The sequence below is a fragment of the Fictibacillus terranigra genome, from assembly GCF_030412265.1.
Lineage (GTDB): Bacteria > Bacillota > Bacilli > Bacillales > Fictibacillaceae > Fictibacillus_C > Fictibacillus_C terrinigri.
In genome coordinates this window covers 19,700-41,280 of sequence record NZ_JAUHLN010000011.1, presented here as the reverse complement: position 1 = coordinate 41,280, position 21,581 = coordinate 19,700, and the positions used below count along the sequence as shown (strand labels likewise).

The 21,581-nt window shown below is 44.4% G+C and carries 25 protein-coding genes and 1 pseudogene; 6 read left to right on the top strand and 20 right to left on the bottom strand.

The window, feature by feature from the left end:
• Positions 1 to 33: 33 nt before the first annotated feature.
• Together QYF49_RS24635 and QYF49_RS24630 are read left to right on the top strand one after the other, a co-directional pair.
• Positions 34 to 1,293: a helix-turn-helix domain-containing protein gene (locus QYF49_RS24635; RefSeq protein ID WP_290402227.1), complete on the top strand. Its 1,260-nt coding sequence runs from the start codon at positions 34 to 36 to the stop codon at positions 1,291 to 1,293.
• A gap of 18 nt (positions 1,294 to 1,311) precedes the next feature.
• The gene (locus QYF49_RS24630) at positions 1,312 to 1,491 is read left to right on the top strand and encodes a hypothetical protein (RefSeq protein WP_290402226.1); all 180 of its coding nucleotides are present in this window, start codon (positions 1,312 to 1,314) and stop codon (positions 1,489 to 1,491) included.
• A 37-nt stretch (positions 1,492 to 1,528) separates the two neighbouring features.
• Here the strand turns inward: QYF49_RS24630 and QYF49_RS24625 are convergent, their stop codons facing one another.
• The 7 genes from QYF49_RS24625 to uvsE all read right to left on the bottom strand — a co-directional run bounded on the left by QYF49_RS24625 (position 1,529) and on the right by uvsE (position 6,709).
• On the bottom strand, positions 1,529 to 1,852 hold the full coding sequence (locus QYF49_RS24625) for a L,D-transpeptidase (protein ID WP_425589640.1): 324 nt from the start codon (positions 1,850 to 1,852) through the stop codon (positions 1,529 to 1,531).
• A 59-nt stretch (positions 1,853 to 1,911) separates the two neighbouring features.
• A complete protein-coding gene (locus QYF49_RS24620) occupies positions 1,912 to 2,439 on the bottom strand; it encodes a DNA-3-methyladenine glycosylase I (RefSeq protein ID WP_290402224.1) in 528 nt (175 codons plus the stop codon).
• 76 nt (positions 2,440 to 2,515) lie between these two features.
• Positions 2,516 to 3,064 (bottom strand): signal peptidase I, encoded by a 549-nt coding sequence (gene lepB, locus QYF49_RS24615; RefSeq protein WP_425589638.1) that lies wholly within the window; start codon positions 3,062 to 3,064, stop codon positions 2,516 to 2,518.
• Between the two features lie 415 nt (positions 3,065 to 3,479).
• Positions 3,480 to 3,824: a VOC family protein gene (locus QYF49_RS24610; protein ID WP_290402223.1), complete on the bottom strand. Its 345-nt coding sequence runs from the start codon at positions 3,822 to 3,824 to the stop codon at positions 3,480 to 3,482.
• A gap of 12 nt (positions 3,825 to 3,836) precedes the next feature.
• The gene (locus QYF49_RS24605; RefSeq protein ID WP_290402222.1) at positions 3,837 to 4,862 is read right to left on the bottom strand and encodes an S-adenosylmethionine:tRNA ribosyltransferase-isomerase; all 1,026 of its coding nucleotides are present in this window, start codon (positions 4,860 to 4,862) and stop codon (positions 3,837 to 3,839) included.
• On the bottom strand, positions 4,862 to 5,587 hold the full coding sequence (locus QYF49_RS24600) for an SDR family NAD(P)-dependent oxidoreductase (RefSeq protein ID WP_290402221.1): 726 nt from the start codon (positions 5,585 to 5,587) through the stop codon (positions 4,862 to 4,864). Before QYF49_RS24600 ends, QYF49_RS24605 begins: the two co-directional genes overlap by 1 nt.
• Before the next feature lie 156 nt (positions 5,588 to 5,743).
• Positions 5,744 to 6,709 carry a UV DNA damage repair endonuclease UvsE gene (gene uvsE / locus QYF49_RS24595; protein ID WP_290402220.1) on the bottom strand — a complete coding sequence of 322 codons (966 nt, stop codon included), beginning with the start codon at positions 6,707 to 6,709 and terminating at the stop codon, positions 5,744 to 5,746.
• Positions 6,710 to 6,841: 132 nt separating this feature from the next.
• Between uvsE and QYF49_RS24590 the strand changes: the two genes are divergently transcribed.
• Positions 6,842 to 7,768, top strand: coding sequence for a DMT family transporter (locus QYF49_RS24590; RefSeq protein ID WP_290402219.1), 927 nt, complete (start codon positions 6,842 to 6,844; stop codon positions 7,766 to 7,768).
• 121 nt (positions 7,769 to 7,889) lie between these two features.
• On the opposite strand, the gene QYF49_RS24585 is transcribed toward QYF49_RS24590, so the two are convergent.
• From QYF49_RS24585 to QYF49_RS24550, 8 genes are all read right to left on the bottom strand, one after another.
• Positions 7,890 to 8,138, bottom strand: a complete 249-nt coding sequence (locus tag QYF49_RS24585) for a hypothetical protein (protein ID WP_290402218.1) — start codon at positions 8,136 to 8,138, stop codon at positions 7,890 to 7,892.
• 69 nt (positions 8,139 to 8,207) lie between these two features.
• Positions 8,208 to 8,672, bottom strand: coding sequence for a C40 family peptidase (locus tag QYF49_RS24580; protein WP_290402217.1), 465 nt, complete (start codon positions 8,670 to 8,672; stop codon positions 8,208 to 8,210).
• Between the two features lie 103 nt (positions 8,673 to 8,775).
• The gene (locus QYF49_RS24575) at positions 8,776 to 10,107 is read right to left on the bottom strand and encodes a hypothetical protein (RefSeq protein ID WP_290402216.1); all 1,332 of its coding nucleotides are present in this window, start codon (positions 10,105 to 10,107) and stop codon (positions 8,776 to 8,778) included.
• Positions 10,094 to 10,639 (bottom strand): RNA polymerase sigma factor SigX, encoded by a 546-nt coding sequence (locus tag QYF49_RS24570; RefSeq protein ID WP_290402215.1) that lies wholly within the window; start codon positions 10,637 to 10,639, stop codon positions 10,094 to 10,096. The genes QYF49_RS24575 and QYF49_RS24570 overlap by 14 nt, the downstream gene beginning before the upstream one ends.
• 290 nt (positions 10,640 to 10,929) lie before the next feature.
• Positions 10,930 to 11,553 (bottom strand): TetR/AcrR family transcriptional regulator, encoded by a 624-nt coding sequence (locus tag QYF49_RS24565; protein ID WP_290402214.1) that lies wholly within the window; start codon positions 11,551 to 11,553, stop codon positions 10,930 to 10,932.
• Between the two features lie 84 nt (positions 11,554 to 11,637).
• A complete protein-coding gene (locus QYF49_RS24560; protein ID WP_290402213.1) occupies positions 11,638 to 12,555 on the bottom strand; it encodes a GNAT family N-acetyltransferase in 918 nt (305 codons plus the stop codon).
• Positions 12,556 to 12,731: 176 nt separating this feature from the next.
• A complete protein-coding gene (locus QYF49_RS24555; protein WP_290402212.1) occupies positions 12,732 to 13,271 on the bottom strand; it encodes a general stress protein in 540 nt (179 codons plus the stop codon).
• A gap of 67 nt (positions 13,272 to 13,338) precedes the next feature.
• Complete coding sequence (locus QYF49_RS24550) at positions 13,339 to 13,632, bottom strand: hypothetical protein (protein WP_290402211.1); 294 nt, start codon at positions 13,630 to 13,632, stop codon at positions 13,339 to 13,341.
• A gap of 220 nt (positions 13,633 to 13,852) precedes the next feature.
• Between QYF49_RS24550 and QYF49_RS25965 the strand changes: the two are divergent.
• Positions 13,853 to 13,927: pseudogene (locus tag QYF49_RS25965) on the top strand (Mpo1-like protein); the annotation flags it as partial.
• A gap of 70 nt (positions 13,928 to 13,997) precedes the next feature.
• Positions 13,998 to 14,207, top strand: a complete 210-nt coding sequence (locus QYF49_RS25960) for an Mpo1-like protein (RefSeq protein WP_354005876.1) — start codon at positions 13,998 to 14,000, stop codon at positions 14,205 to 14,207.
• Here QYF49_RS25960 and QYF49_RS24540 read toward each other — a convergent pair.
• Entirely contained in the window at positions 14,149 to 14,673 is a 525-nt protein-coding gene (locus tag QYF49_RS24540) for a DinB family protein (protein WP_290402210.1), read from the bottom strand. The genes QYF49_RS25960 and QYF49_RS24540 overlap by 59 nt on opposite strands.
• A gap of 242 nt (positions 14,674 to 14,915) precedes the next feature.
• Here QYF49_RS24540 and QYF49_RS24535 point away from each other — a divergent pair, with 242 nt between their 5' ends.
• Positions 14,916 to 15,188: a YjcZ family sporulation protein gene (locus QYF49_RS24535; RefSeq protein ID WP_290402248.1), complete on the top strand. Its 273-nt coding sequence runs from the start codon at positions 14,916 to 14,918 to the stop codon at positions 15,186 to 15,188.
• A gap of 83 nt (positions 15,189 to 15,271) precedes the next feature.
• On the opposite strand, the gene QYF49_RS24530 is transcribed toward QYF49_RS24535, so the two are convergent.
• The 4 genes from QYF49_RS24530 to QYF49_RS24515 form a co-directional block, all read right to left on the bottom strand.
• On the bottom strand, positions 15,272 to 18,424 hold the full coding sequence (locus tag QYF49_RS24530; RefSeq protein WP_290402209.1) for an MMPL family transporter: 3,153 nt from the start codon (positions 18,422 to 18,424) through the stop codon (positions 15,272 to 15,274).
• A gap of 1 nt (position 18,425) precedes the next feature.
• Positions 18,426 to 18,881 (bottom strand): MarR family winged helix-turn-helix transcriptional regulator, encoded by a 456-nt coding sequence (locus QYF49_RS24525; RefSeq protein ID WP_290402208.1) that lies wholly within the window; start codon positions 18,879 to 18,881, stop codon positions 18,426 to 18,428.
• A gap of 187 nt (positions 18,882 to 19,068) precedes the next feature.
• Positions 19,069 to 20,535 (bottom strand): sodium/proline symporter PutP, encoded by a 1,467-nt coding sequence (putP, locus tag QYF49_RS24520; RefSeq protein ID WP_290402207.1) that lies wholly within the window; start codon positions 20,533 to 20,535, stop codon positions 19,069 to 19,071.
• Between the two features lie 179 nt (positions 20,536 to 20,714).
• Positions 20,715 to 21,158 carry a DMT family transporter gene (locus QYF49_RS24515; protein WP_290402206.1) on the bottom strand — a complete coding sequence of 148 codons (444 nt, stop codon included), beginning with the start codon at positions 21,156 to 21,158 and terminating at the stop codon, positions 20,715 to 20,717.
• Positions 21,159 to 21,581: the final 423 nt, after the last annotated feature.

Sequence of the window (21,581 nt, the reverse complement as noted above, 5' to 3'; positions counted from 1 at the left end):
GACAATTTTCCCAAGTTCGGAAAGGGGGATTTTATGGTCGGTCAAAGAATAAGATATTATAGGAAAACCAAAGGCCTAACCCAGGAAGAACTGGCTCAGGGAATCTGTTCTGTATCCTATTTGAGCAAGATTGAGAAGGGGGATGCGAAATCCAGTGAAGAAGTCATTAATCTCCTTTGTGAACGTTTAGGTATTTCGGCTGAGGAAGTCGACAGCAACGAGATCCTTGAAATGCTCAATGAGTGGAATTTAATGATTGTTAACCGTAGATTTGAAGAAGCGGAAAAGCTTTATCAGGAAAATACAGAAAAGGTAAAAATAGTTCATGATCCCCAAATAATATTGAGGTATGAATTATTTCTTATAAGATATTACCTTATTAGCCAACCACCTAATTTAGAATTAGCTATTAAATACTTAAAGAAAATAAAAAGTCTTCATGAACAATTAAGCAGTGAACTTAAATTTTATTATTACTTGTTTACTGGGATGTATTATAATCTTGTCGGCAATTACAAAACTGCAGTTCAAAATCTGCATAAAGCCGAAAATTTAAACAAACTTGACACTAGTATTAAAGAAATTGAAATAGCTGTTTTATATTATCTAATTGCTCTAAATTACAGTTATTTAATGCGGATTAGTGCTGTTAATACTTATGCATATAAAGCTCTTACCATCTTTGATAAAGAGTACAATTTTTCAAGGAGTGCTGATTGTCAAATATTAATTGCAATAAGCTTTAGGAGAGCAAATAATTATGCTGAAGCAGAGTATCACCTCAATCAAGCATTAAAATATTCGCTGCCTTTTAATGATAGTTTCGCATCAGGAGTAATCTATCACAATTTAGGTTATGTCGCTTCTTGTACCAAAGAACATTTAAAAGCTATTGATTTTTTCAAAAAAAGTTTACTTCATAAAAACAATGATTTGCCAGAAAGGAAAGCCAGTACATTTTTCCTTTTAGCACAAGAATATTATAAATTAAATAATTATAAAGAAACAAAACATTGGATAGATAAAGGATTTGAAGTAATAAATCGAAATAAAGATGAGGACCTGTACTATCATTTAAGGATTACATCATATAAGCTTGAGGGAATGAAGGCACCAGAATTCGAAACATTCATGAGTAAAGAGGCTATTCCCTTCTTCGAGAGAAAGAATATCTGGGAATATGTGTCTTCTTATTCGGAACTACTTGCTGATTGGTACTTTGAACAGTCACAATATAAGAAAGCAAGTCAGTATTACAGAATTGCTAATAATTCTAGAAAGAACATTTATTAAAAACACGGAGGAATAAATATGAAAAAGCTTGGATTATCTTTACTTTTAACAGGAGTAATAGTAGCAGGAGGTGCGTCTCTTTTCCATGATCAAAACCCTCCTGGAAATTTCCAAAAATCTGCACATGATCAAAACCCTGCATCTAATGTTCAATACTACGCTCATGACCAAAATCCAGCATCTAACGGTATGGCCTAAAAAGTTTTTAAAAAGAGCTCTAAAAGGGCTCTTTTTTTCATCTCCCAATATATACTTTCGTACCAACTGGGACAATTCTGGACAATTCGAGCACATCTTTGTTAAACATTCTGATGCATCCTTTTGATACATTTTTCCCGATGGAAGACGGGTTGTTGGTCCCATGGATGCCATAGTGGGGCGCAGAGAGGCCCATCCACATGGCACCAAAAGGACCGCCCGGATTGCGCTGTTTATTGATTATTTGGTACGTTCCCACCGGAGTGGGGCTTAACATCCTCCCCACTGCTATCGGATATCGTTTAATGGTTTTCCCGTTTTGTGTTAACGCAAGCCGCTTGCGGCCAACTGAAATAAATATTTGATAAGCCACTTCAAACCACCTCCACTGTTACATTATGTCAGTGGAGGTGGTTCTGTTTATCTGGCCGTTTCCTTTACTTGCTTCTTGTAGAGGTGACATGTTTCTTCATGCTGGGGAGGCATCATTCCAGTTGCCATCAAAAAGCTTTCCGCCGTTGTCAATCCGATATGTTTGAAGGTTTGTTTGATCGCCTTTCGCTTCTCGATTGAATCCACCGGCAGCTGCTCAAAAAAGGCCAAAAGGCTCCCGTGCTCCTTAATCAGGGCATTACACCTTTGCGCATTATCAATGGTGGCTTCAATTTTTCTTCGGTGTCTGACAATACCTTCATTTTGTAACAGCCGTTCAATATCCTCCTCTGTGAAGGCCATGACCTCCTCGATATGGAACTGGCAGAATGCTTTTCTGAAATTCTCCCGCTTGTGCAGAATGGTTCTCCAGCTGAGGCCGGCTTGGAACATCTCGAGCGTTAGGCACTCGAATAATTTAGTGTCTTCTTTGGCCGGCTGTCCCCACTCTTCATCATGATAGGCCGTCAGCAGTTCACTGTCCCGGCTCCATTTGCATCTTATTGTCTCTTCCACTTTTATACTCCCTTTCCTGGGTGCCTGGCACCTTTAAAATGGAAAAAACCTGGCCGTTGTGGTCAGGTTTTTGAGCTTACTTTGTTTGTCGCATGTCTTTGAACGGATAAATGACCACTTCAGAGCGGCCTTCAACTGAGCTGATGTTAATGAGGCCCAGGCCATTTCTAGAATCCATGCTGTTCAGGCGGTTGTCACCCATTACAAAGATTTTTCCTTTAGGAATTTTAATCGGGCCGAAGTCTTCCGTTAAATACACGCCAAGGCTTCGTGCATCCTTTTTGTTTTTAGAAAGGTATGGTTCTTTCACCTGTTTGCCGTTTACCAAAAGCTTATCACTGTGGACTTGAATCGTGTCGCCTTCCACTCCGATTACACGTTTTACATAACGCTTGTCGGTGCCTTTGATGATCACGATATCTCCTATTTTCGGTTCGGATACCGAATAGATAATTTTATTCACATATAATTTATCATGGTTATGCAGCGTCGGAGACATGGATGCTCCTTCTACCATGTATGGTGCGAAGAAAAAGGTTTTAATGATATAGACAAGGACAAGAGCAAATACGATAGACTTGATCCAGCTGAAGAGTTCATTCCCTTTTTTAGCTTTTTGCTCCATAATGTTCACACCTTCCTTAGTAAGATGATTCCAAGCTTTTTTCTATTATTGTACCGTGAGTAGATCTCTGCGGTCACGAAAATTATGGGCGTTCATGTTCCCGGGATGCCAGTTAAATATGGTTTGGCGCGTATTTAGCGTGAATCGGCGCGTAAATCAGCCAAAGCAGCGCGTATTTCGGGAAGATTGGCGCGTATTAAGCGTAGCCGTGCTCATTCCGCTCATATCGTGAAGGCTTGTTAGCGATTTTAGCCCGCTGTCTTTTATTGTAGCAAAAACAGCGAATGCCGAAACACTTTTGAAAAAATTTACAAAGTTATTTGAGAGATTACTTTATAACAGTTTATAATACCTGGGAATACTCTTATTAAAAAAACCGAAGGAACCTTTCACCTCCGGGCTTTTGCCTTATCTTTCATTCCTCCACGAACTCAATCACTTCACCAGACCGCCCTTCATAAAAAACGGTACGCCATCCGTTCTCCAATTGGTACGGGCCTTCTAACGGCAAGACTCCCCTCTCCCGGAGACTGTCCGCCAATCCTTCTAAATGGTGTGTCACGTAAGCAATATGAGAAGCTTCATCCGTTCCATCGATTCGTTCCACCAGTTCAATTTTTATGCTCCCGTTGTCTAAGAATAATAGATGCTCACCCATCCAATGGAATCGAAACCGCTCCTTCATCCCCAAGGCTTTTTTATAGAACTCCAATGCGGCATCCATATCTCTTACTGAAATCCCGTAATGATGGACCTTCATGTTTTTACCGCCTTATAAGATCAGATTCATGTCACCAAACTCATGCCAAAAGTATTTGTGGATGATCGCCTCTTCATATGAAACCCTCAATCGCTCTGGAGAAACAAAAGCGGACAGCAGATCAAGATGGCTCGCCTCAGGCTCGTGCAGGCCTGTGATCAATCCGTCTGCGACTTGAAGTTTGGTTTCAGAAGTAATATATAAATTCGTCCATCCGTTTATCGCCGTGATGCGACCTTCTTGGTCGGCACCCGACTCCAGTGCACGGACCACCGTCGTTCCAACAGCAATTACTTTATTGCCATTCTCCTTTGCCTTTTGAACCGCCTGTGCCGTTTCTTCGGGTATCACGTATTCTTCCAAGTTCTCGCGCGGATCTACATGCCATTTATCATCCATTAAATAACTTAACCCCGTATGCAGCTGGATATAGGCAATTTTCACTCCCTTTTTCTGAAGCCGGAAAAGCAGCTCCCAGCTAAACGCTCTGCCTGCAGACGGCATTTCAACAGATCCGGGTGAGGTCGCAAACACCGTCTGATAGTAATCCAGTTCCCACGGTGTTTTTATATATTCGTAACGTACCGGCTGGCCGATCTGATAGATTTGATCATACAGAGCCGAGCAGCACAGATTAAATTCAAGGACAGCAAATGGATTGTCATTTTCTGTAGTTAAGACAGCTGCGGATAAAAGCGATGAGAAACTGATTCTATCCCCTGCCTTCACTTGATTTGAGAGGATCAAGGCTTCCCATATCCTCTCACTTTTCCTGTGTGCGAGCCTTACTTCCACCTCCGTCCCGCCATCGAGCTCCCCCTGCAATACAGCAGGAATTGTTCGGCTTGCATTCAATACAAGAACATCTCCCGCTTTCAAAAAATGATCCAGCTGATAGAACTGTGTATGGGAGGTCTCTCCGGTAGTTCTGTCAATGACCATCATTTTTACATAATCCCTGCGCAGCCCCCTTCGTTCTGGAGGCATGCTGGCATTTAACTCCTCTGGGAGGAAAAAGGAAAGGGCTTCCGCACTCATCAGCTTTCTCTCCCTTCCATCGTGAATTCCTGAGCACTGAACCGTGCTCCATTCACTTTAGATGAAGCCTCGGAAGCAAGGTAGCCGAAGACATGAACCAGATCATTCGGATCAGCCAGCTCATAATCACAGTCCGGTACAGCAAGGGCGTGCATTTCGGTATCCATTTCCCCTGGATCTACCATGTTAACCCGCACTCCAGTTTCGGATACTTCGTCTGCCCATGTTTCTGTCAGCCCTTCAAGGGCAAACTTCGATATTCCATAGGCTCCCCAGCCAGCGTAACCTACGTTTCCGGCCTCGGACGTCACATTGATGATGCTTCCTTTGTTCCGCTGCAGCATGGCAGGCAGGACTCTGCGTGTGACCAGGAACGGACCAATGGAATTGACCCGGATGACTTCTGCAAAGTCCTCTTCAGGGTAATCGAGTAAATATGGCATCGGGCTAGGTCCGAGCATGGAGGCATTGTTAATGAGAACATCAATATGTCCAAAATAGTCTTCTGTCAGCGCTACGAACCGTTCAACATCCCTCGCATGGGAGGCATCGGCCGTTACAGCCAGAACGTCGGCACCGTATGCTCCCGCCTCCTCTTTCACTTTAAGCAGCTTCTCTTCTGTTCGGGCACAGATCGCTAAGTTAAACCCCTTCTTTGCAAAGTAAAGAGCAAGCGCCTTTCCTAATCCTCGAGATGCTCCAGTAATCATCACTACCTTCTTCATGATTGTTCCTCCTTGGATTTTATACTTTTTATACATTTTTGTTTATTAAGTATCTTTATTATAATTGCGTGAAATTTCAAACGTCAATATCTTTCGCCCGCTATTTTTCGACAAATGAAAAAACCCCTTGAAGCCAAGAGGTTTTTTCCGTGTTATTTATTTTAAATAAAAAGAAGCCCCATTAACTATCTCTGTATCGTTCCTTTTCTTAATGTCCTCCATCAGCTGAAACAGCGCTGCATCCTTCTGTTTCGCCTCGATCATGCAATCAACCTGCCCAACGCTTCCTTTTATGCCTTGAAGGAAACGGAAAAACATATCAGGGTCCACAAAATCTGCGTGATGGCGGTATTCTTTATCGCTCTTAGGACTCGAGATATGGATCTTCAGCGGTAGTGGGGAATGCGACCAGGACCCGACGACACGTTCCCAGTTCTCTTCCCAATGGATGTCCTGATGATGCGCCAAGTGGTGATGGTAGTCAAAAACGAGCGGTATACCCAGCTTCTCACACAGATAAAGGGTATCGTCCATTGTAAAGGATGAATCATCGTTCTCGAGCATCATCATCTCTTGAATAGGATGGGGAACATACATCCAGTTATGTATGAAGCGTTCAAGAGCAACATCCGTTTCTTTGTAGTTGCCGCCAACATGCATGACACACCGGTGGACGGGATCGATATGCATCCCTTTGAGAATCTTATAATGGAGATTTAAAGTCTGTATGGAATTCTTCAGGATTTCATCTTTTGGCGAATTGATCAGGACAAAATGATCCGGATGGAAGTCCAGCCTCATTTCATGTTTTTTAGCAAAAGCACCGATTTCATTCAGCGATTCTTTTAGCGGAAGCATATACTTCCAATCCAGCAGTTCTTTATGATTGGCCAATGGGATGAGCCTTGATGTCATCCTGTAAAACTGAATATCGTTGGCTGCATTGTGCTTAAGGAGACGCAGCGTATTTTTCAGGTTGGAGTTCGCGATCCGCTCCAGCTTTCTTAATGCTGCTTCCCGGTCCTCGATCTGAGAAAAACGGGCATATGTCATTGTTTGCGACGGGGAGGCGTTTTGAAGCTCCATGCTCATCGCTACATATCCGAGACGCACTAGGGTCATACCGTTCACCTCCATTCTTCTAACAGTATTCCCCAAAAATTTTTCTTCGATCAGCTTCCAGGTTATGGACAAATATTTGAAATGGGTTTATATTCGGTTAGCAGCATACTACCAACACAAAGGGATATGACTATGGAGAAAAAACGCTATTATTTATTGCTCGTTTTATTAAGTGTGGTTACCGTTATTTGGGGTTTAAATGTTATTATGATCAAATATCTGTCGGGAATTTTCCCTGTGGTACAGCTTTCAGCCTGGAGGATCTCAATGGCGGCTGCCGGCCTTTTGCTCTTTACATACGGCAAGTGGAAGCTGGGAATCAAACAGCTGACTGTCTCTTCCTGGGTCCTCATTTTCCTTGTCGGGTTTACGTCGATCTTTTTGCATCAGCTCCTGATCTCCCAAGGCTTGCGCTATACGACAGGCTCTGCCGGGTCCCTCATTCTGGGGCTCAATCCTCTGACAACAGCTCTATTGGCTATGCTGTTTCTCGGTGATAGGTTTGAACTCAAACGGTTCATCGGGATCGGTATGGGGTTTGTCGGCGTTATCCTTGTCGTCGGCCATCCTGGTGCGACAGGGACAGATGCGATAAAAGGAAACCTTTTCGTATTCCTTTCCATGCTCGCCTATGTGGCCGGAGGCTTGTTCATCAAACAGGCGGTCAAGCAAGCCAGCGTCTTTCAAGTGACGGCATTCAGCCATTTGTTCGGTGCCTTGCTATTGATGATCATGTGGGCCGTCCATCCTGTCCATCCTCCTGTTTATCAGGCTCACTGGTTCTCATATGGTGTCATGGCGTTCTCAGGCTGTATAGCGACGGCTCTATGTACGTCATGGTGGAACATGGCCATCTCAGAAATTGGTCCTAGTAAAACCACTCTGTTTTTAAACGTAATGCCCATCAGCTCCCTGTTTTTCGCTTCACTCTTTTTGAATGAAAAGATCCATTGGTACCACGCCATCGCCCTTCTTCTGATCGTGGCAGGCATCTGCCTGGGTCTGTCTAGAAAAAAGGGTGCCCTTTCCAAGAAAGTGAACATCAATAAAGCGATATAGTACAAAAAGCTCCAGAACTGATCTGGAGCTTTCCATGTTATTTCAGTTATTTTAAGTAATTATCTCCCGTATCTGTTTTAACCTCGATGCTTGGCCCTCGATTACCTGCTTTCCCCTTCCCTCAATGCTCGCTCCTTTCTTCATAATCCACTTTCCACCTCCTGGAAACGCCAACATCACCAGTGTCAGAAGATGCATGCAGTTCAAACGCAGATGGGGGCTGCTTCATTCGAAGTTCCACGTTTCCTGTATCCGATTCAACGTGAACATCTTTGCTGGCACTTTCCATCGTAAAGTCTTGAACATCTCCTGTCGAGGTCTTGATCATCACCTTCGCATTACTGGAGATACGGCCGGTTTGATCATTCACTACTGTTTATTACAAGGTACTAAATAAAAAATAATCAGGCTCCGCTTTGAAGCCTGATTACTTTGCCGCTTATTTTAATACACGTTTAGCGCCTGCATAAGCATCTTTCCAGTACTTTGTAGTGAGGGACTGAATTCTTACTCCTTTGGAAGTCGCACCGACAAATTGATTTTTCCCGAGATAGATGCCGGAAAAGGAGACTTTCTTCCCATCCGTTTTAAAGAAAACAAGATCTCCCTGTTTCAAATTCTCTTTTTTTATGGCTGTGCCCGTTTTATATTGATCAGCAGAAGTCCTCGGCAAGCTCATCTTCACTGCAGAATGTTTATATACATACTGTGTGTATCCTGAAGCGTCAAAACCCTTTGGTGTCGTCCCTCCCCATTTGAAAGGCGATCCAATCAAGTTCCGGGCTGTTGCAGCTACCTCCTGGTCATAAGACGGCGAAGCGTTGGCAACATGAGTGCCTCCCAATAAGATTCCTACAGCTGTTCCCAATGAAACAAGCGCCATTACAAGTCGTTTCATCATCATTTACCTCCTGAAAATGGTTTGGAAGATGAAGGATGGTCCAGTTCTCTTCTCGTTCCAATGCATTAGACGCCTTGCTGATAAAAAAGTTACATATATTGGAAAATTATTTTACAACCATAAAATTAACACCCACCAGATTATCTATCGGCTGTTCTAGATCATAAGGGCCGATCGCTTCAAGATTGGTATTGGTAACCGAAACTGACTGGCTTCCATAGTTCTTAGCGGTCATTAACAGGGCATCCATCATTTTTCTGGTTTTCTCGTCATTTTTTAAGCCATTTCCTTCTACACGGATCGTTGTGAGTGCTCCCGAACTGGAAGCTGTAAGCTTTATATCCTCGGGAACAGCCGGCATTAATTTTTGATCTTTGTATCCTTTGCTCAGCTCATCCAACGCTGCCTGCATGCTTCCCGCTGAGCCTGCAAAACTTGTCGCGTTGCTGTCGACGAGGAACTCATCCCCTGATGGAGAGGTATACAAAAAATTTGCTCCTCCACTGTTTTTGGTTATATCCATTTCCTCTTTCGGGCCCAGGTTCGAAAATTTATAGCCAGGCTGATCTCCTGTCATGAATTTTACGTTCGAGTATTCATGGTTATAAGCAAATGTATAACCCAAGATCTTGGGAAGCAATGCTTCTTCTGCGGAAGACACCGATCCAGGCGGCAGGTCAACAACAACGGCTCCTTCTTTTTCCTTCAGCTTTGCCTTGTTCAGCATGGTCGGCTGTAGTCCCACTCGCTCTGGTTTAAAGCTGCCAAGCACATTCTGAACCTTATCGGCGTAGGTTCCCTTCCCGTTCACAAGAAATGAGACCGGTACGACGAATTGGGCCTGTTCGTCACTGTACGCTACCGTTACAACCGATTTTCCCGCAGACATCTGCTCCGCAAGATCTGTCTTGGTCATCGGAGGATGATATTTCCCGCTTTCTACAGCAGCCATAATGGAAGCGGTTGATGGTTCTGGAACCTTTACTTTATATCTCTGGACAGGGGGATCTGCCGTTGGCTCCGGCTTTGCCGGCCCTGAAGGCTTCACACTTCTCTCGGGAGCTGCAGGCTTCTTCTGCTCTTCTACACGTACAGTTTTCTTTGACTGTTTGGGCTCGGGAGCCGGACTCGGTTCTTTGACCTCGTCTTTCTCTTTCCTGACGAGGGTGTTGTTCTTAGGCTTCTCATGCAAGGAAGGGGCAGACACATCGTTTTTAATGAAGGTGCCTGGCACCAGGAGCAAGATGATGGCCAGCAGGCAGGCAGTCGCCAGTCCCGGCATGATCCAGGTTCTTGTCGTCTTTTTGCTAAGCTTTGATTCTTCGAGTCTTCCTTCTATCTCATGAAATATTAATTCACGGGAGCGCTTGTCTTTGACAGAGGGCATCTTTTCCAGCTGCTTTTGTATTTCTTCTTCTGTCCATTTAGACGATTCCATCTTTCCATTCCTCCTCCAGGCCTGACGTCTGATCAAGAAGACCTTTTAGTCCCTTGATCGCCCGGTGTTGTGTCGTTTTCACTTTACTTTCTGTCCAACCGAGCACTGCAGCGGTTTCCGCGATGGAGAGCGATTGGATGTAACGCAGGATAAGCACTTGCTGCTGTTGTATCGTACATTTTTTTAACGCATGATATAACTCTTTGACCGATTCCTTCTGGCTGACCAGTTCTTCCGGCAGGGACTGCTGATCCACAAGCTCGTTCTCGTTCTCCGATAAAGTAAAAAACAGAAGTTTCTTTTTACGGCGGTTCTGCTTCCGGATCCAGTCGATGGTGACATGCCTTGCAATGGAATAAAGCCATGTCTTTTCAGAGCTTTTCCCTTCAAATGCTTCATAGGCTTTGAGCACTTTTATATACACTTCCTGTACAATATCTTCTGCCGCCTCCCTGTTCCTGACCATGTAGTAAATAAACTGAAACAAGGAATGATGGTATTCCTCATATAACCGGTCAAACGAGTCTTTCACTGCGTTGCCCCCCTATCTATCTATTGTTTTAGTCGATGTTTTGAAGTAAAAGGTTTCAAAAATCCCAAACTTAAGTGTACTCCAATTTTTGTAAATTACAATGGATAACCAGTCGCTATTAATATAGAAATATCGGGGTATTACGACACGTTCCTACTGTTGATTAACGTTCCATCATTCCTGCTTCCACTCTCTATAGCATTACCGTTGTTTCGAATTGGATGGTTCGACAAAATCGTTTATAACCCGGGAAATTATTCTCTTTTTTTGCACATAAAAAAATCGGGATTCTACTCCCGATTTTTTGGCGTGGTTAAACAGCTGATAAATAGCTCCTCAAGCATCACCCACGTTTTTTTATATTGCTCTTCTTCCCCAAGCAGAGAATAATGAAGAACATTGCCATCCCTTAACGCCCAAAAGATTTGTGAAATAAATTCAGGGTCGATCTGTTCTCTGAACTCTCCTGTCGCTTGTCCTTCTTTAATGATGTCATTTATGAAACCTGTAAATCGGTTGTACCGTTCTTCCATCAGTTTCTTTAAATCTTCCTGACGGGCGCTATAAAGCCAAAATTCAGTATATAACCTCATGGATTTTCTGCGCTCGTCACTCAGCGGCTGGTCCTGGAACCGTTCAAATAAAAAACGCAGTTTATCTGTCGCACTCGAGCGCTTATGATATTCACTCTCTACCTCTGAGAAAAAATCCTTCGTTTTCCCCTGAAGGAGCTGAAGGTAAATTTCTTCCTTGCTGTTAAAGTAATTGTAGATGGCGCCCTTGCTCAAATTGGATTCTCTCACAATATCATCAATGATGGTCGCTTCATACCCTTTTTCTCCAAAACAGCGGATGGCACTCTCAAGAATCCTGTTTTTCTTTTCCTCTTTATATTCTTCTGAAACTTTTGGCATGCTCTTTCCCCCAATGTTTTGATCTCGTGGTTGTATGCACACCTTTTTCTGCACGAATGAACGAAACCCTTTATTTCTTTTGATTTATGATTGTACGGCTTTTATCCCTGTTTCGCTGCCAGACGGTTTACGCACCGTTTTTGACATATGCACCTGTTCGATCATTACAGTGAATCCCTCTTTAGAAAGTGACTCACAAACAAGCGTATTGCTCTTTGAAAAGTTTACCGTCATGCGGCGGCAGGCACCTTCAGCCGGGCGATAAATCTCACGAAGCATAAATTGGATCACATCAGCCGCTTTATCATGACCCGGTTTTGCTTCACACTGATACAGTGCAATGCCCTCCCGTTTTCCTGATGCATTGATCGTACGTTTAAATACAGCATACCCAACCGTTTCTCTACCACTTTTTACAGTCATCGATTCACCATCTTTAATACTTTGATATTGTGTTTGCCATGGTGTCATATGCTGATAAAATTCAATATCTTTCACATCCTGGGGAATGCCGTGAATGTAATCATAATCTCCTTCATGATAAAAGGCTCTTTCAGAGAGAGACTCATGATTGACGAAAAAGGCCAGTTTATCAAACACGCTGTATCCCATGCTCTCATATAATTTGATCGCTCTCGTATTTTCAGAGATCGCTTCAAGCAGAAGAAGATCAACGCCCTCCTCTTCATAAATACCCATACACGCAGAAATCATCTCTTTTCCTACACCTTTTCCGCGATATTCAGGGATGATGCCGGTCCCGCCATTCCAGGATGCCTTTTGGCCCTCTACGGTTCTGAAGCCGTTCATGACAAAGCCCACAGGTTTCTCCTGATCAAAGGCGACCACTGACTTTTCAGGAGACAGGTCTTCATTAGCGAGCTTTTTAATCAGCGAATCAACAGTCAATGTAATGTCCGTAAAATAATGCTTGAATCCTTCATTAAATAAATCAACTGCCTCTTGAAAACTGAGTGTGTCAAACCTTTTAATGGAAACCAAATTTTATCCCTCCAATAAAAATGACTAGTTGGTTTATTTTATTTTTACATAACCTTCCACCTTCTTCAACTATAATCCTTCGACAAATACACCGGTGAACAAACAAAAAGAAGCTAAAGCATTCAGCTTTAGCTCCAATCCAAATTATGCGGTTGTTCCGCTCTCGCGCGTATTTGTTAATAGATTTTGCCGCTGTCTTCTCCAGGCAAACCTCTATCATAATAGCGGGAGTTCAACGTATTGTTGCTTTGGAATGTGTCGTACACATGCTCCCGGCGCTCAGCATCAGCATCCACCAAAACTAAGATTTTCCCGCTTTCTACGTAGTTCTGGTATTCTTCTGCTTCCTCTTCAGGAACGCCCATACCGACCAATGCACCGACAAGTCCCCCTGCTCCTGCGCCGATCGCTGCTCCGCCAAGGGTCGCTGCGATCGGACCCGCAGCAACAATCGGACCAATTCCCGGAATAGCAAGTGCACCTACGCCTGCGAGCAAACCTCCTACACCGCCAAGCACACCGCCAGTCGCAGCACCGGCTGCTGCTCCTTCACCGGCTTTTGTTCCTGTTTCGTCTTCAATGTGGCGCCGTTCTTCCTTATCCTGGGCGATTACTGAGATGTCTTCTTCATCATAGCCTCTTTCACGTAAAGAATTAATCGCTGATACGGCTTCTTCTTCTGTGGAAAAAACACCAATGACCTTTTTCTGATCCATCGTAATCCCTCCAAATGATTAATATCGTTCTTTTTCAAATGTACCCTTGTTCAATGCATCTAAAACGTTACTGCTCCTCCAGCAGTTTTTTGAGGTGCTCATAATACTCGATTAACTCTTTTTCCTTCGATTGCAGAAAGCTCTCTTTATTCCCTTGGGTTTCCAGAGCATCCTGTCCTACTGCCACAATATCATCAAATACTTCTGTAGTTTGTTCGCCCACTTCGACATCTTCTTTTAATAGCTGGCAAAGTTCGGTTATCTTTTGTACACGTTCTTTGTTATATTTCCTTTCTTCAAGCTGCTGGCCTAATAATGAATACAGCATATCTACCCGTTCAGCTGTTTGCGTTTTTAACATTTTTGCACCTTCCTTTTATTCTCTGGCGTATGTCTTATATAACTTACCCGTCTGACAAAATACTAATCTTTTTAAAAAATAACCCCGCCTCGAGTGGCGGAGCTTGGTAAAGAAAAATAGCTGTCTGTGTCGAATGCACTAAAGAAATGGATGAGGAAGCAGAGCTTGATGCAGCCACGTATACCACAAAGACGAACTGAAGACTTTTGATGAATTTTGGGTGTTCTATTTAACACAGCATTCCAAGAAAAGCACAAGAGCATGGCATTTTCTAGGCACCTCTCTTGTCTTTATCGGCTCTTGGGCCTCAGTCAGTGTCTGGTTTTTGCTGGCAGCCCTTTACCGCTTATGGTCTTGCGTAGTACATCCATTTCTTTATCGAAGGCAACAAGCCGGCAGCATTCGGACATCCCCTATGGTCTTCGCGAGCAGATTTCAAGATGTTCTTCTTTACTTTAACAGGAAGGCTGGAACAGGAATTAAAAAGCTGTATTAAAAATTCCCGCTTATGTTCGATCATTTCCGGGGAAATTCGTTCTTCTGCGCTACCATTCTGCTTAAAGAGCAACGATTAGGCATGATTGGCTGACTTTTCAGGAAGAGGATGATCAAATCCTGATGATGCTTGTCATGCTGGACCAGGCCTTCAATATAGGCAGCGAACATCATTGTCTTTGTTTTGTATTTAAAAGGATGAATCCACCAATCTTCTGGGATGATTTCCACCTGCTGGATCAGCCTGTTCCTTGTTCGTATCGCTTCCTCAAGCAATTGAGATTTGGAAACACCAGATTTGGCGTAACGAGAAGCATCCTGGTTCATTTTTTCTGCTTCCGCCACGTCCTCCGTAAAGGCTTGGTGTTCCAAAAAATAAGGAACCCGATGATGGATCACAAATAAGTCCCACGATAGAAAATGAGACACTATTTCACCCAATGACCATTTTCCGTTTGCAATTGGGTTAAGCCACCATTCCTCTTCCACCGTCCTGAGTTCCTCCAGCCATTCAACGTGCTCAGCAAATGACCTCAAAGGGTTCATATTACTCCTCGTTTATCTGATTTTTTAGCGCAGCAAGGCCATTATGCCGCAGAGTTTGATTGAGCTTTTCAAGCATGGTTTCACCCTTATTTAAATTTTCAAAAAACTTACAGCCCCTTATTATATAACAAATTCCACCATTGTCCCGCCAATTGTCCAAACCCTTCTTCCGTTCCCACATACTCTATAGGGCAAGTAACTTTTTAAATGTTGGAAGAAAGGAGATCTACACATTGTCTGGAATTAGAAATAGGCGTCAAGGATTTGGTTATGGGTATGGCGGCGGTTACCCAGGTGCAGTTGGTGGATTCGGAGGCGGATTTGGCGGCGGAGGCGGCGGATTCGGCTATGGCTACGGCTATCCTGGATTCGGCGGCTGCGGATATGGCTGCGGAGGCGGATTTGCCATCGTTGTTGTCCTGTTCATCCTCTTGATCATCATCGGCTGCTCATGGGGCTTTGGCGGCGGTCATCATGATGACTTCATCAGCGGATGCGGTAAAGGCGGCTGCTAACAGCCCTTGGAGACAAGACCTGGATCTTGTCTCTTTTTTTTGTAAAAAAAACAGCCTACACCTTGTGTACGCTGCTTGTTATCTTATTCTTTTTTTGAACCCATAAATGGCCACCAGTTTGCTTTTCCAAAGGTTCTCACCATAACCGGGACAAACAGCGGCAGGATGACAAACGCATAGAGCAGGAGACCGCTTAAAATAATCGTCGCGATCTGCAGCAGCGACAAGACCCCTGAAGGGTACATCGCCGCGAATGTGCCACCGAGGATGACAACCGCTGAGATAATGACAGTCCCCATATTCCTCATGGAGGAAATCATCGCTTCTTTGACGGACAGCTCCTTGTATTCGTTAAACCGGTCCATAAGGAAGATGCTGTAATCTACGCCGAGCGCCACCAGGATGACAAAGGCAAAGAACGGTACGGCCCAGTTGATTCCGGAATAACCGAGCAGATTAACGAAAATGCTTTCTGTAAAGGCCATCGCTGTAAAGTACGTTAATATCAATGACGCAATAATATAGAGCGGCATGACAAAGGACCGCAGCATGATAACGAGAATGATGGCAATGCCTATCAGCATGAGTACAACCGTTCTGGAGTAGTCAGCAGCAGAAATATCATTCAGATCCGAATAGATGCTCGTTACACCGCTGATTCCAAACTGGGCATTCTCCAGATTCGTTCCGGCTGTAGCCCGTTTGAGCGCCTGCCCGATCTCATCCACCTGGCCTAGTGCTTCCTTAGAGTAAGGGTTTTCTTTAAAAATAACATCTAATGTCGTCAGCTTATGGTCACCCGGCATATACGTATTGAACACCTGTTGAAAATCCTTGTTGTTCAGTACCTCTTCAGGCAAAAACCAGCCCGCCATCTCGGGATCAGGCGAGGAGGACAGGGAGTGAAGGTAATCGCTGGCTGAATCAATTCCCCCTGATACCTTTTTGATGCCTGCTGCACTTTGGTCCAGCCCGTCAGAAAGCTGTGACAGCTGGGAGTTCATCTGTGAAAAACCGCTCTTCAGCTGCACCTGTCCTCCTGCAATTTTGGCTAATCCGCCCTGTACCTCAGGAAGTTTCCCGATGACCTGCCGCTGCCCATCGGCAGCTTTATCCATTCCTGTTTCCAGTTGTCCAAGCCCTGCTGAAATAGAGCTGAGACCGTCCGCCAGCTGTTTTTGGCCGCTGACTGCCTTGCTTAGACCATCATTGGCTTTCCCCATATTGTTTTTTACTATATTCAGCTTCCCATTCAACTGATTGAGAACTGCCGCCATCTGATTCAAACCGCCTTCCATCTCATTAAATGTTCCCTTGATGGCCTGGTAATCAGAATCGTTTTTAATGTCTTTGTTTTTATCTGAACTCGCATATTTTGCTTCTAAACGAGTGAAGCTTCCCTTTAGTTGGGCAAGGCTTTTGGACGTGGTGCTCAGCTGTTTTGCTGTTTGGACATACCCGCCCTGCAGCTGCCCAAGGCCGTTCTCCATTTCTTTGAAGCCGGAAAGAAGTTTCTGATTGCTTTGATACAGCAGTTCTGCGCTCGACTTCGCCTGCTGTACCCCTTTTTTCAGGTCTCCTGCTCCTTTGGAACCGTCACGCACCCCCTTTTCAACTTGGGAAAGCGCGCCTGACAAGTCACCGATGCCTGATTTTAACTTGTTGGTGCCTGTCACCAATTCACCGATTCCATCAGTGGTCTGCTTCATCTTGGGCTGGGAACTGCTCAGCTGCGTGCTTGCTTCAGCCAGGCCTCCACTTATTTTTTTCAATCCAGTGTTCCCTTTTTCCAACCCGTTATCGAGAGAGTCTGCCTGATGCGCGACCTGGAGGTCCTTCAGCTCCTCGCCTACTGGACGTGTGGCACTGCGCACCCGGTCCACACCATGAATCTGCTCCACTTCACGGCTGATCTTCTCAATGGTTGCCAAGTATCCGGAGCGGTTCATCGGTTCATCATTTTTGACGACTATTTTAGCAGGAAGCGATTCTCCTGGACCAAAGCTTTCAGAGATGACATTGAAGGCTTTTACGGAGTTATATTTATCACCGATCTCATCCAAGGAGTTAAATGAAAGATCTCCGTCATAGGTTGCAAGAAAAGGTGTGACGATGGCGGCTACGATAAGAAGCGTGGCGAGCGGGCGTTTGAAGGAGAACGAACCTGCCGCTCCCCAAATCCTGCTTTGTTTATGCTCCATCGCACCTTTAGCCGGCCAGAACAGCTTGGTGCCAAGCACCGCCATAAAAAATGGAACGAGCGTCAATAACGCCAGCAGCAGCACCGCTACTCCAATCGCGACAGCGGCAGCAGACTGATAGAGTTTAAAGGTTGAAAAGCCGATGGCCGCAAAGCCGATCATCACGGCGAGTCCGCTGAAAAGTACGGTTCTTCCCGCGGTTTTATAAGTAGTGACAATCGCACCTTTCAAACTCTCATTTCGGCCCATCTCTTCCTTAAAGCGGCTTAGCAGCAGAATGCAATAGTCCGTTCCGATACCGAAAAGAACCGCGACGAGAAAGATCTGTGTAAACGTTGAAAGCGGAAAGTTCCATTTATCCACTAAAAAAGCAACGATCGATTGTGCCGCAACATAGCTGATCCCCACGGTGACGAGCGGGACAAGCGGTGCAATTAACGAGCGGAAAACAACAAACAGGACGGCTAGAATGAAGACAACCGTAATGTATTCGGTTTTCTTGAGCCCTTCCTGCGAACTCGCCACCACATCCTCGTCAATCATCCAGCTGCTCGTATAATAGTGATCAACTTTTACGCCATTCAACTCACTGTACAGTGATTTAGAGATTTCAGCCGGCTCTTTGCCATCAGTATTGACTGTAACTAAGGCAAGGATCGTCCTCCCATCCTTTGAAGCGAGCTGGTCTTTCAGTTCTTTATTTTCAAAATGCGTTAACACCTCGCTGATTCCGAGGCCGTTCTTATCCTGCTCCAGTTTCGCTATTGCGCTCCTGACCTCGGTCCTTTCATCTTCCGTCAGCTTTTTTCCGCTGTGGAAAACAAGGGCTACCTGTGATTCGTCCGCCGACTTCTCTTTTTTGTCCAGATCTTTCAGCAGTTTTTGAGCATAGCTTGATGAATATCCATCCGGAACATTGATCTGCCCCTTTTCCCGTACAAGATCAGCCATGTTTGGCGCCAGTATAGCCATTACGACAACCAGGACCAGCCACATTGCCGCGATTCCCCATCTTCCTTTTAATACGGCCTTCATTCTATTTCTCCTCTCCTGCTCCCTCGTTCGAGACAGACGCCAGTTTTTCATACAGCTTCAGGAATGTTTCGATCTCTTCTTCGGAGAATATTTTCAGGTAAGGAGAGACCACCTCAAACACCTTTTCATCGGCCCATTGAAAAACCTTTTCCCCTTCTTCTGTCAGCCTTAAATAAACAATCCTTCGATCCTTTTCATCTCGGTCGCGATGAATGTACCCCTTTTCATTAAGCCTCGTTACGATGGCTGTGATCGCACTCTTATTGACGCAGAAGGCTTCCGCCAGTTCTGTCGTCGTGCAGGATCCAAATCGCTTAATATAGCTCAGTGTCATCTGCTGATCGATCGTTAGGACATCCTGTAGCTTTTCTTTTACGAGAGAACCAAACCTTTTGTTCACGGTAAATGAAGCCGCTTCATATCTGCCAAATATGGTTTGCCATTTTCCAACATCCATTCTATTCACCCGTTTTCCGTCTTAGACTAATAACTAGTTCAAGAGTTGAACTGTTCACGATGATAACTATATGACAGAATAGAGCTCTGGTCAAGTATGCTGAAAACTGAAGTTCGATTGAGCAGGACAATACTTCAACGCTCAATAAAAAAAACCGCCCTGCAGACAGGACGGTCCATAAAAATGTTTATGCAATATTTTGTGCTTCCGTAAATTCAGATTCGATCTCAGCCGACGGTTTAGCTGTCATCAAGCTGACTGCGACGATAACGGCGGAGCAAACGATGAAGCCTGGAATAATCTCATAAACTGCTTCAAATGCCTTGATCTGCTCCCAGATAATAACGGTCAGAGTTCCAGAAAGCATGCCATAAAAGGCTCCCCATTTCGTCATCCGCTTCCAGTACAGGCTTAATAGCACAACTGGCCCGAATGCTGCCCCAAATCCGGCCCACGCATATCCAACGAGATTAAGAATGGTTTTATTCGGATTGAGTGCAAGGACCAAAGCGATCACTGAGATCGCCAATACAGAAAGGCGTCCAACCAACACTAGTTCTTTGTCTGAAGCTGACCGCTTAAAGAACGCTTTGTAAAAGTCTTCTGTGACAGCACTTGATGTGACAAGCAGCTGTGAGGAGATCGTACTCATGACCGCTGCTAAAATAGCAGCCAGCAGGAATCCGGTAATGAGCGGATGAAAAAGCACATCGGATAAGACGATAAATACGGTTTCTGCTTTTTTTTCACCAAGCGATCCACCGTTCAGATTGAAATAGGCAATACCAACCAGACCTGTGAACATCGCTCCACCTATGGAGAAAATCATCCACCCCATACCGATCCTTCGGGCGCTTTTCATCTGTTTAACAGATGAAATCGCCATAAACCGGACGATAATATGAGGCTGTCCAAAATACCCAAGACCCCAGGCTAGAAGAGAAATGATTCCGATCAGGCTTGTCCCTTTAAAGGCGTCAAGCAATTTCGGATCGATCGATTGAATTTCTGAAAAAGTCGGCCCTGCTCCGCCAATTTCAAAGATGGTTACAACCGGAACGAGGATTAACGCAACAAACATGATCGTTCCTTGAACAAAATCCGTCCAGCTGACGGCCAGAAAACCGCCAAACAGTGTATACACAACGACCACACTGCCTGTCAGCCAAATTCCCCACGTGTAATCGAGATTGAATGCCGTCTTAAAAAGCTCTCCTCCTGAAACCATTCCAGATGAAGTATAAAACGTAAAGAAAATTAATATGACCATTGCTGATGTAATTCTTAAAATTCGGGATGTATCTTTGAACCGGTTCTCAAAATAATCCGGTATAGTGATGGAATTATTCGCGATTTCCGTGTACGTTCGCAGACGCGGTGCAACAAACAGCCAGTTTAAATAGGCACCCGCTGTTAAACCAACGACGATCCACCCTGCACTTAAGCCGGACACATACATTGCTCCCGGAAGGCCCATGAGCAGCCAGCCGCTCATATCAGATGCCCCCGCACTCAGTGCCGTGACCGCAGGCCCCAGATCCCTGCCTCCCAGCATATAATCGGATAAGTTCGCTGTTCTGCGGTAAGCAAACCAGCCGATCAGCAGCATCCCGGCCATATAAATGCCGATGGACACGATTACCCCATATTCCATTGTTTCTCCCCCTTTATCCCCTTTTCCCACTTCTCTCTGTTAACGCTTACAGTCGCAAGCAAGTTTCGATATTTTTCAGCTTTAGGCTTGATATATTCGTGACTGAAAAATAACTCTACTTAAAAATTTATCACAGCAATAATGTTTAAACAATGCTTTTATTTAGTCACCATTTGTGTTTAATGCTTGTCCGAGAAGACAAAATAGAGGCCAGCAAACATCAGCACGAGTCCGATCATCCTTTTATACGTAAAATGGAAAGGTGCGTTGCCAAACCAACCAAAATGGTCAATGATCACACTCATGATCAGCTGGCCAATGATGACAGCCGTAATGGCACTCGTGACTCCAATCTTCGGTACAGCCAAAATAACAATAAAAACATAGATCGCCCCAAGGATGCCTCCGATCAGATTCCACTTCGGCACGTTCCCTACCGTACTGAGGCTTCCGTGTCCCCAGATCATCATAAAAATAAGGAGCATTACGGTTCCCGTAAAAAAGGAAACGAAAGCACCTTCGATCGACCCTATCTTCTTTCCAAGCGTTCCGTTGACAGCAGCCTGCATGCTTTGCCCCATACCGGAAAACAAAGCAAGCAGGAGAACGATCACATTAGCCATAGCATTCTCCCCTAGCATGTATTTTAATTAATATCGCATATGTACATTACTGTCAGCTTTTCTTTCCAACAAAAAACACCACACATGAGGTGGTGTTTCATTATTAATCTGGCTTGAAAATATAGTCGACAAGTTCTTGAAACCCACTTACATTGTCAGTCAACAGGAACACCGGAAGAAGTAAAATGGCGAAGAGCACGAGAAGATTAGATCCTATTACGCGAACAACTATCTTTTTAAAAGTATTCATTGTTCTCACTTCCTTTTCAATGATTATAACGCCTGTCGCCTAAACAGTCAAAATATTTCGTGAAGTATTTTTGATGGATATCTGTAGTTTATTGAGCTGCCCTGACTTCTAGAAGCAATTTGTTTCAACTGTCCTTCATTACATACCCTTTTAATTTTAGATAAAACCAAAGG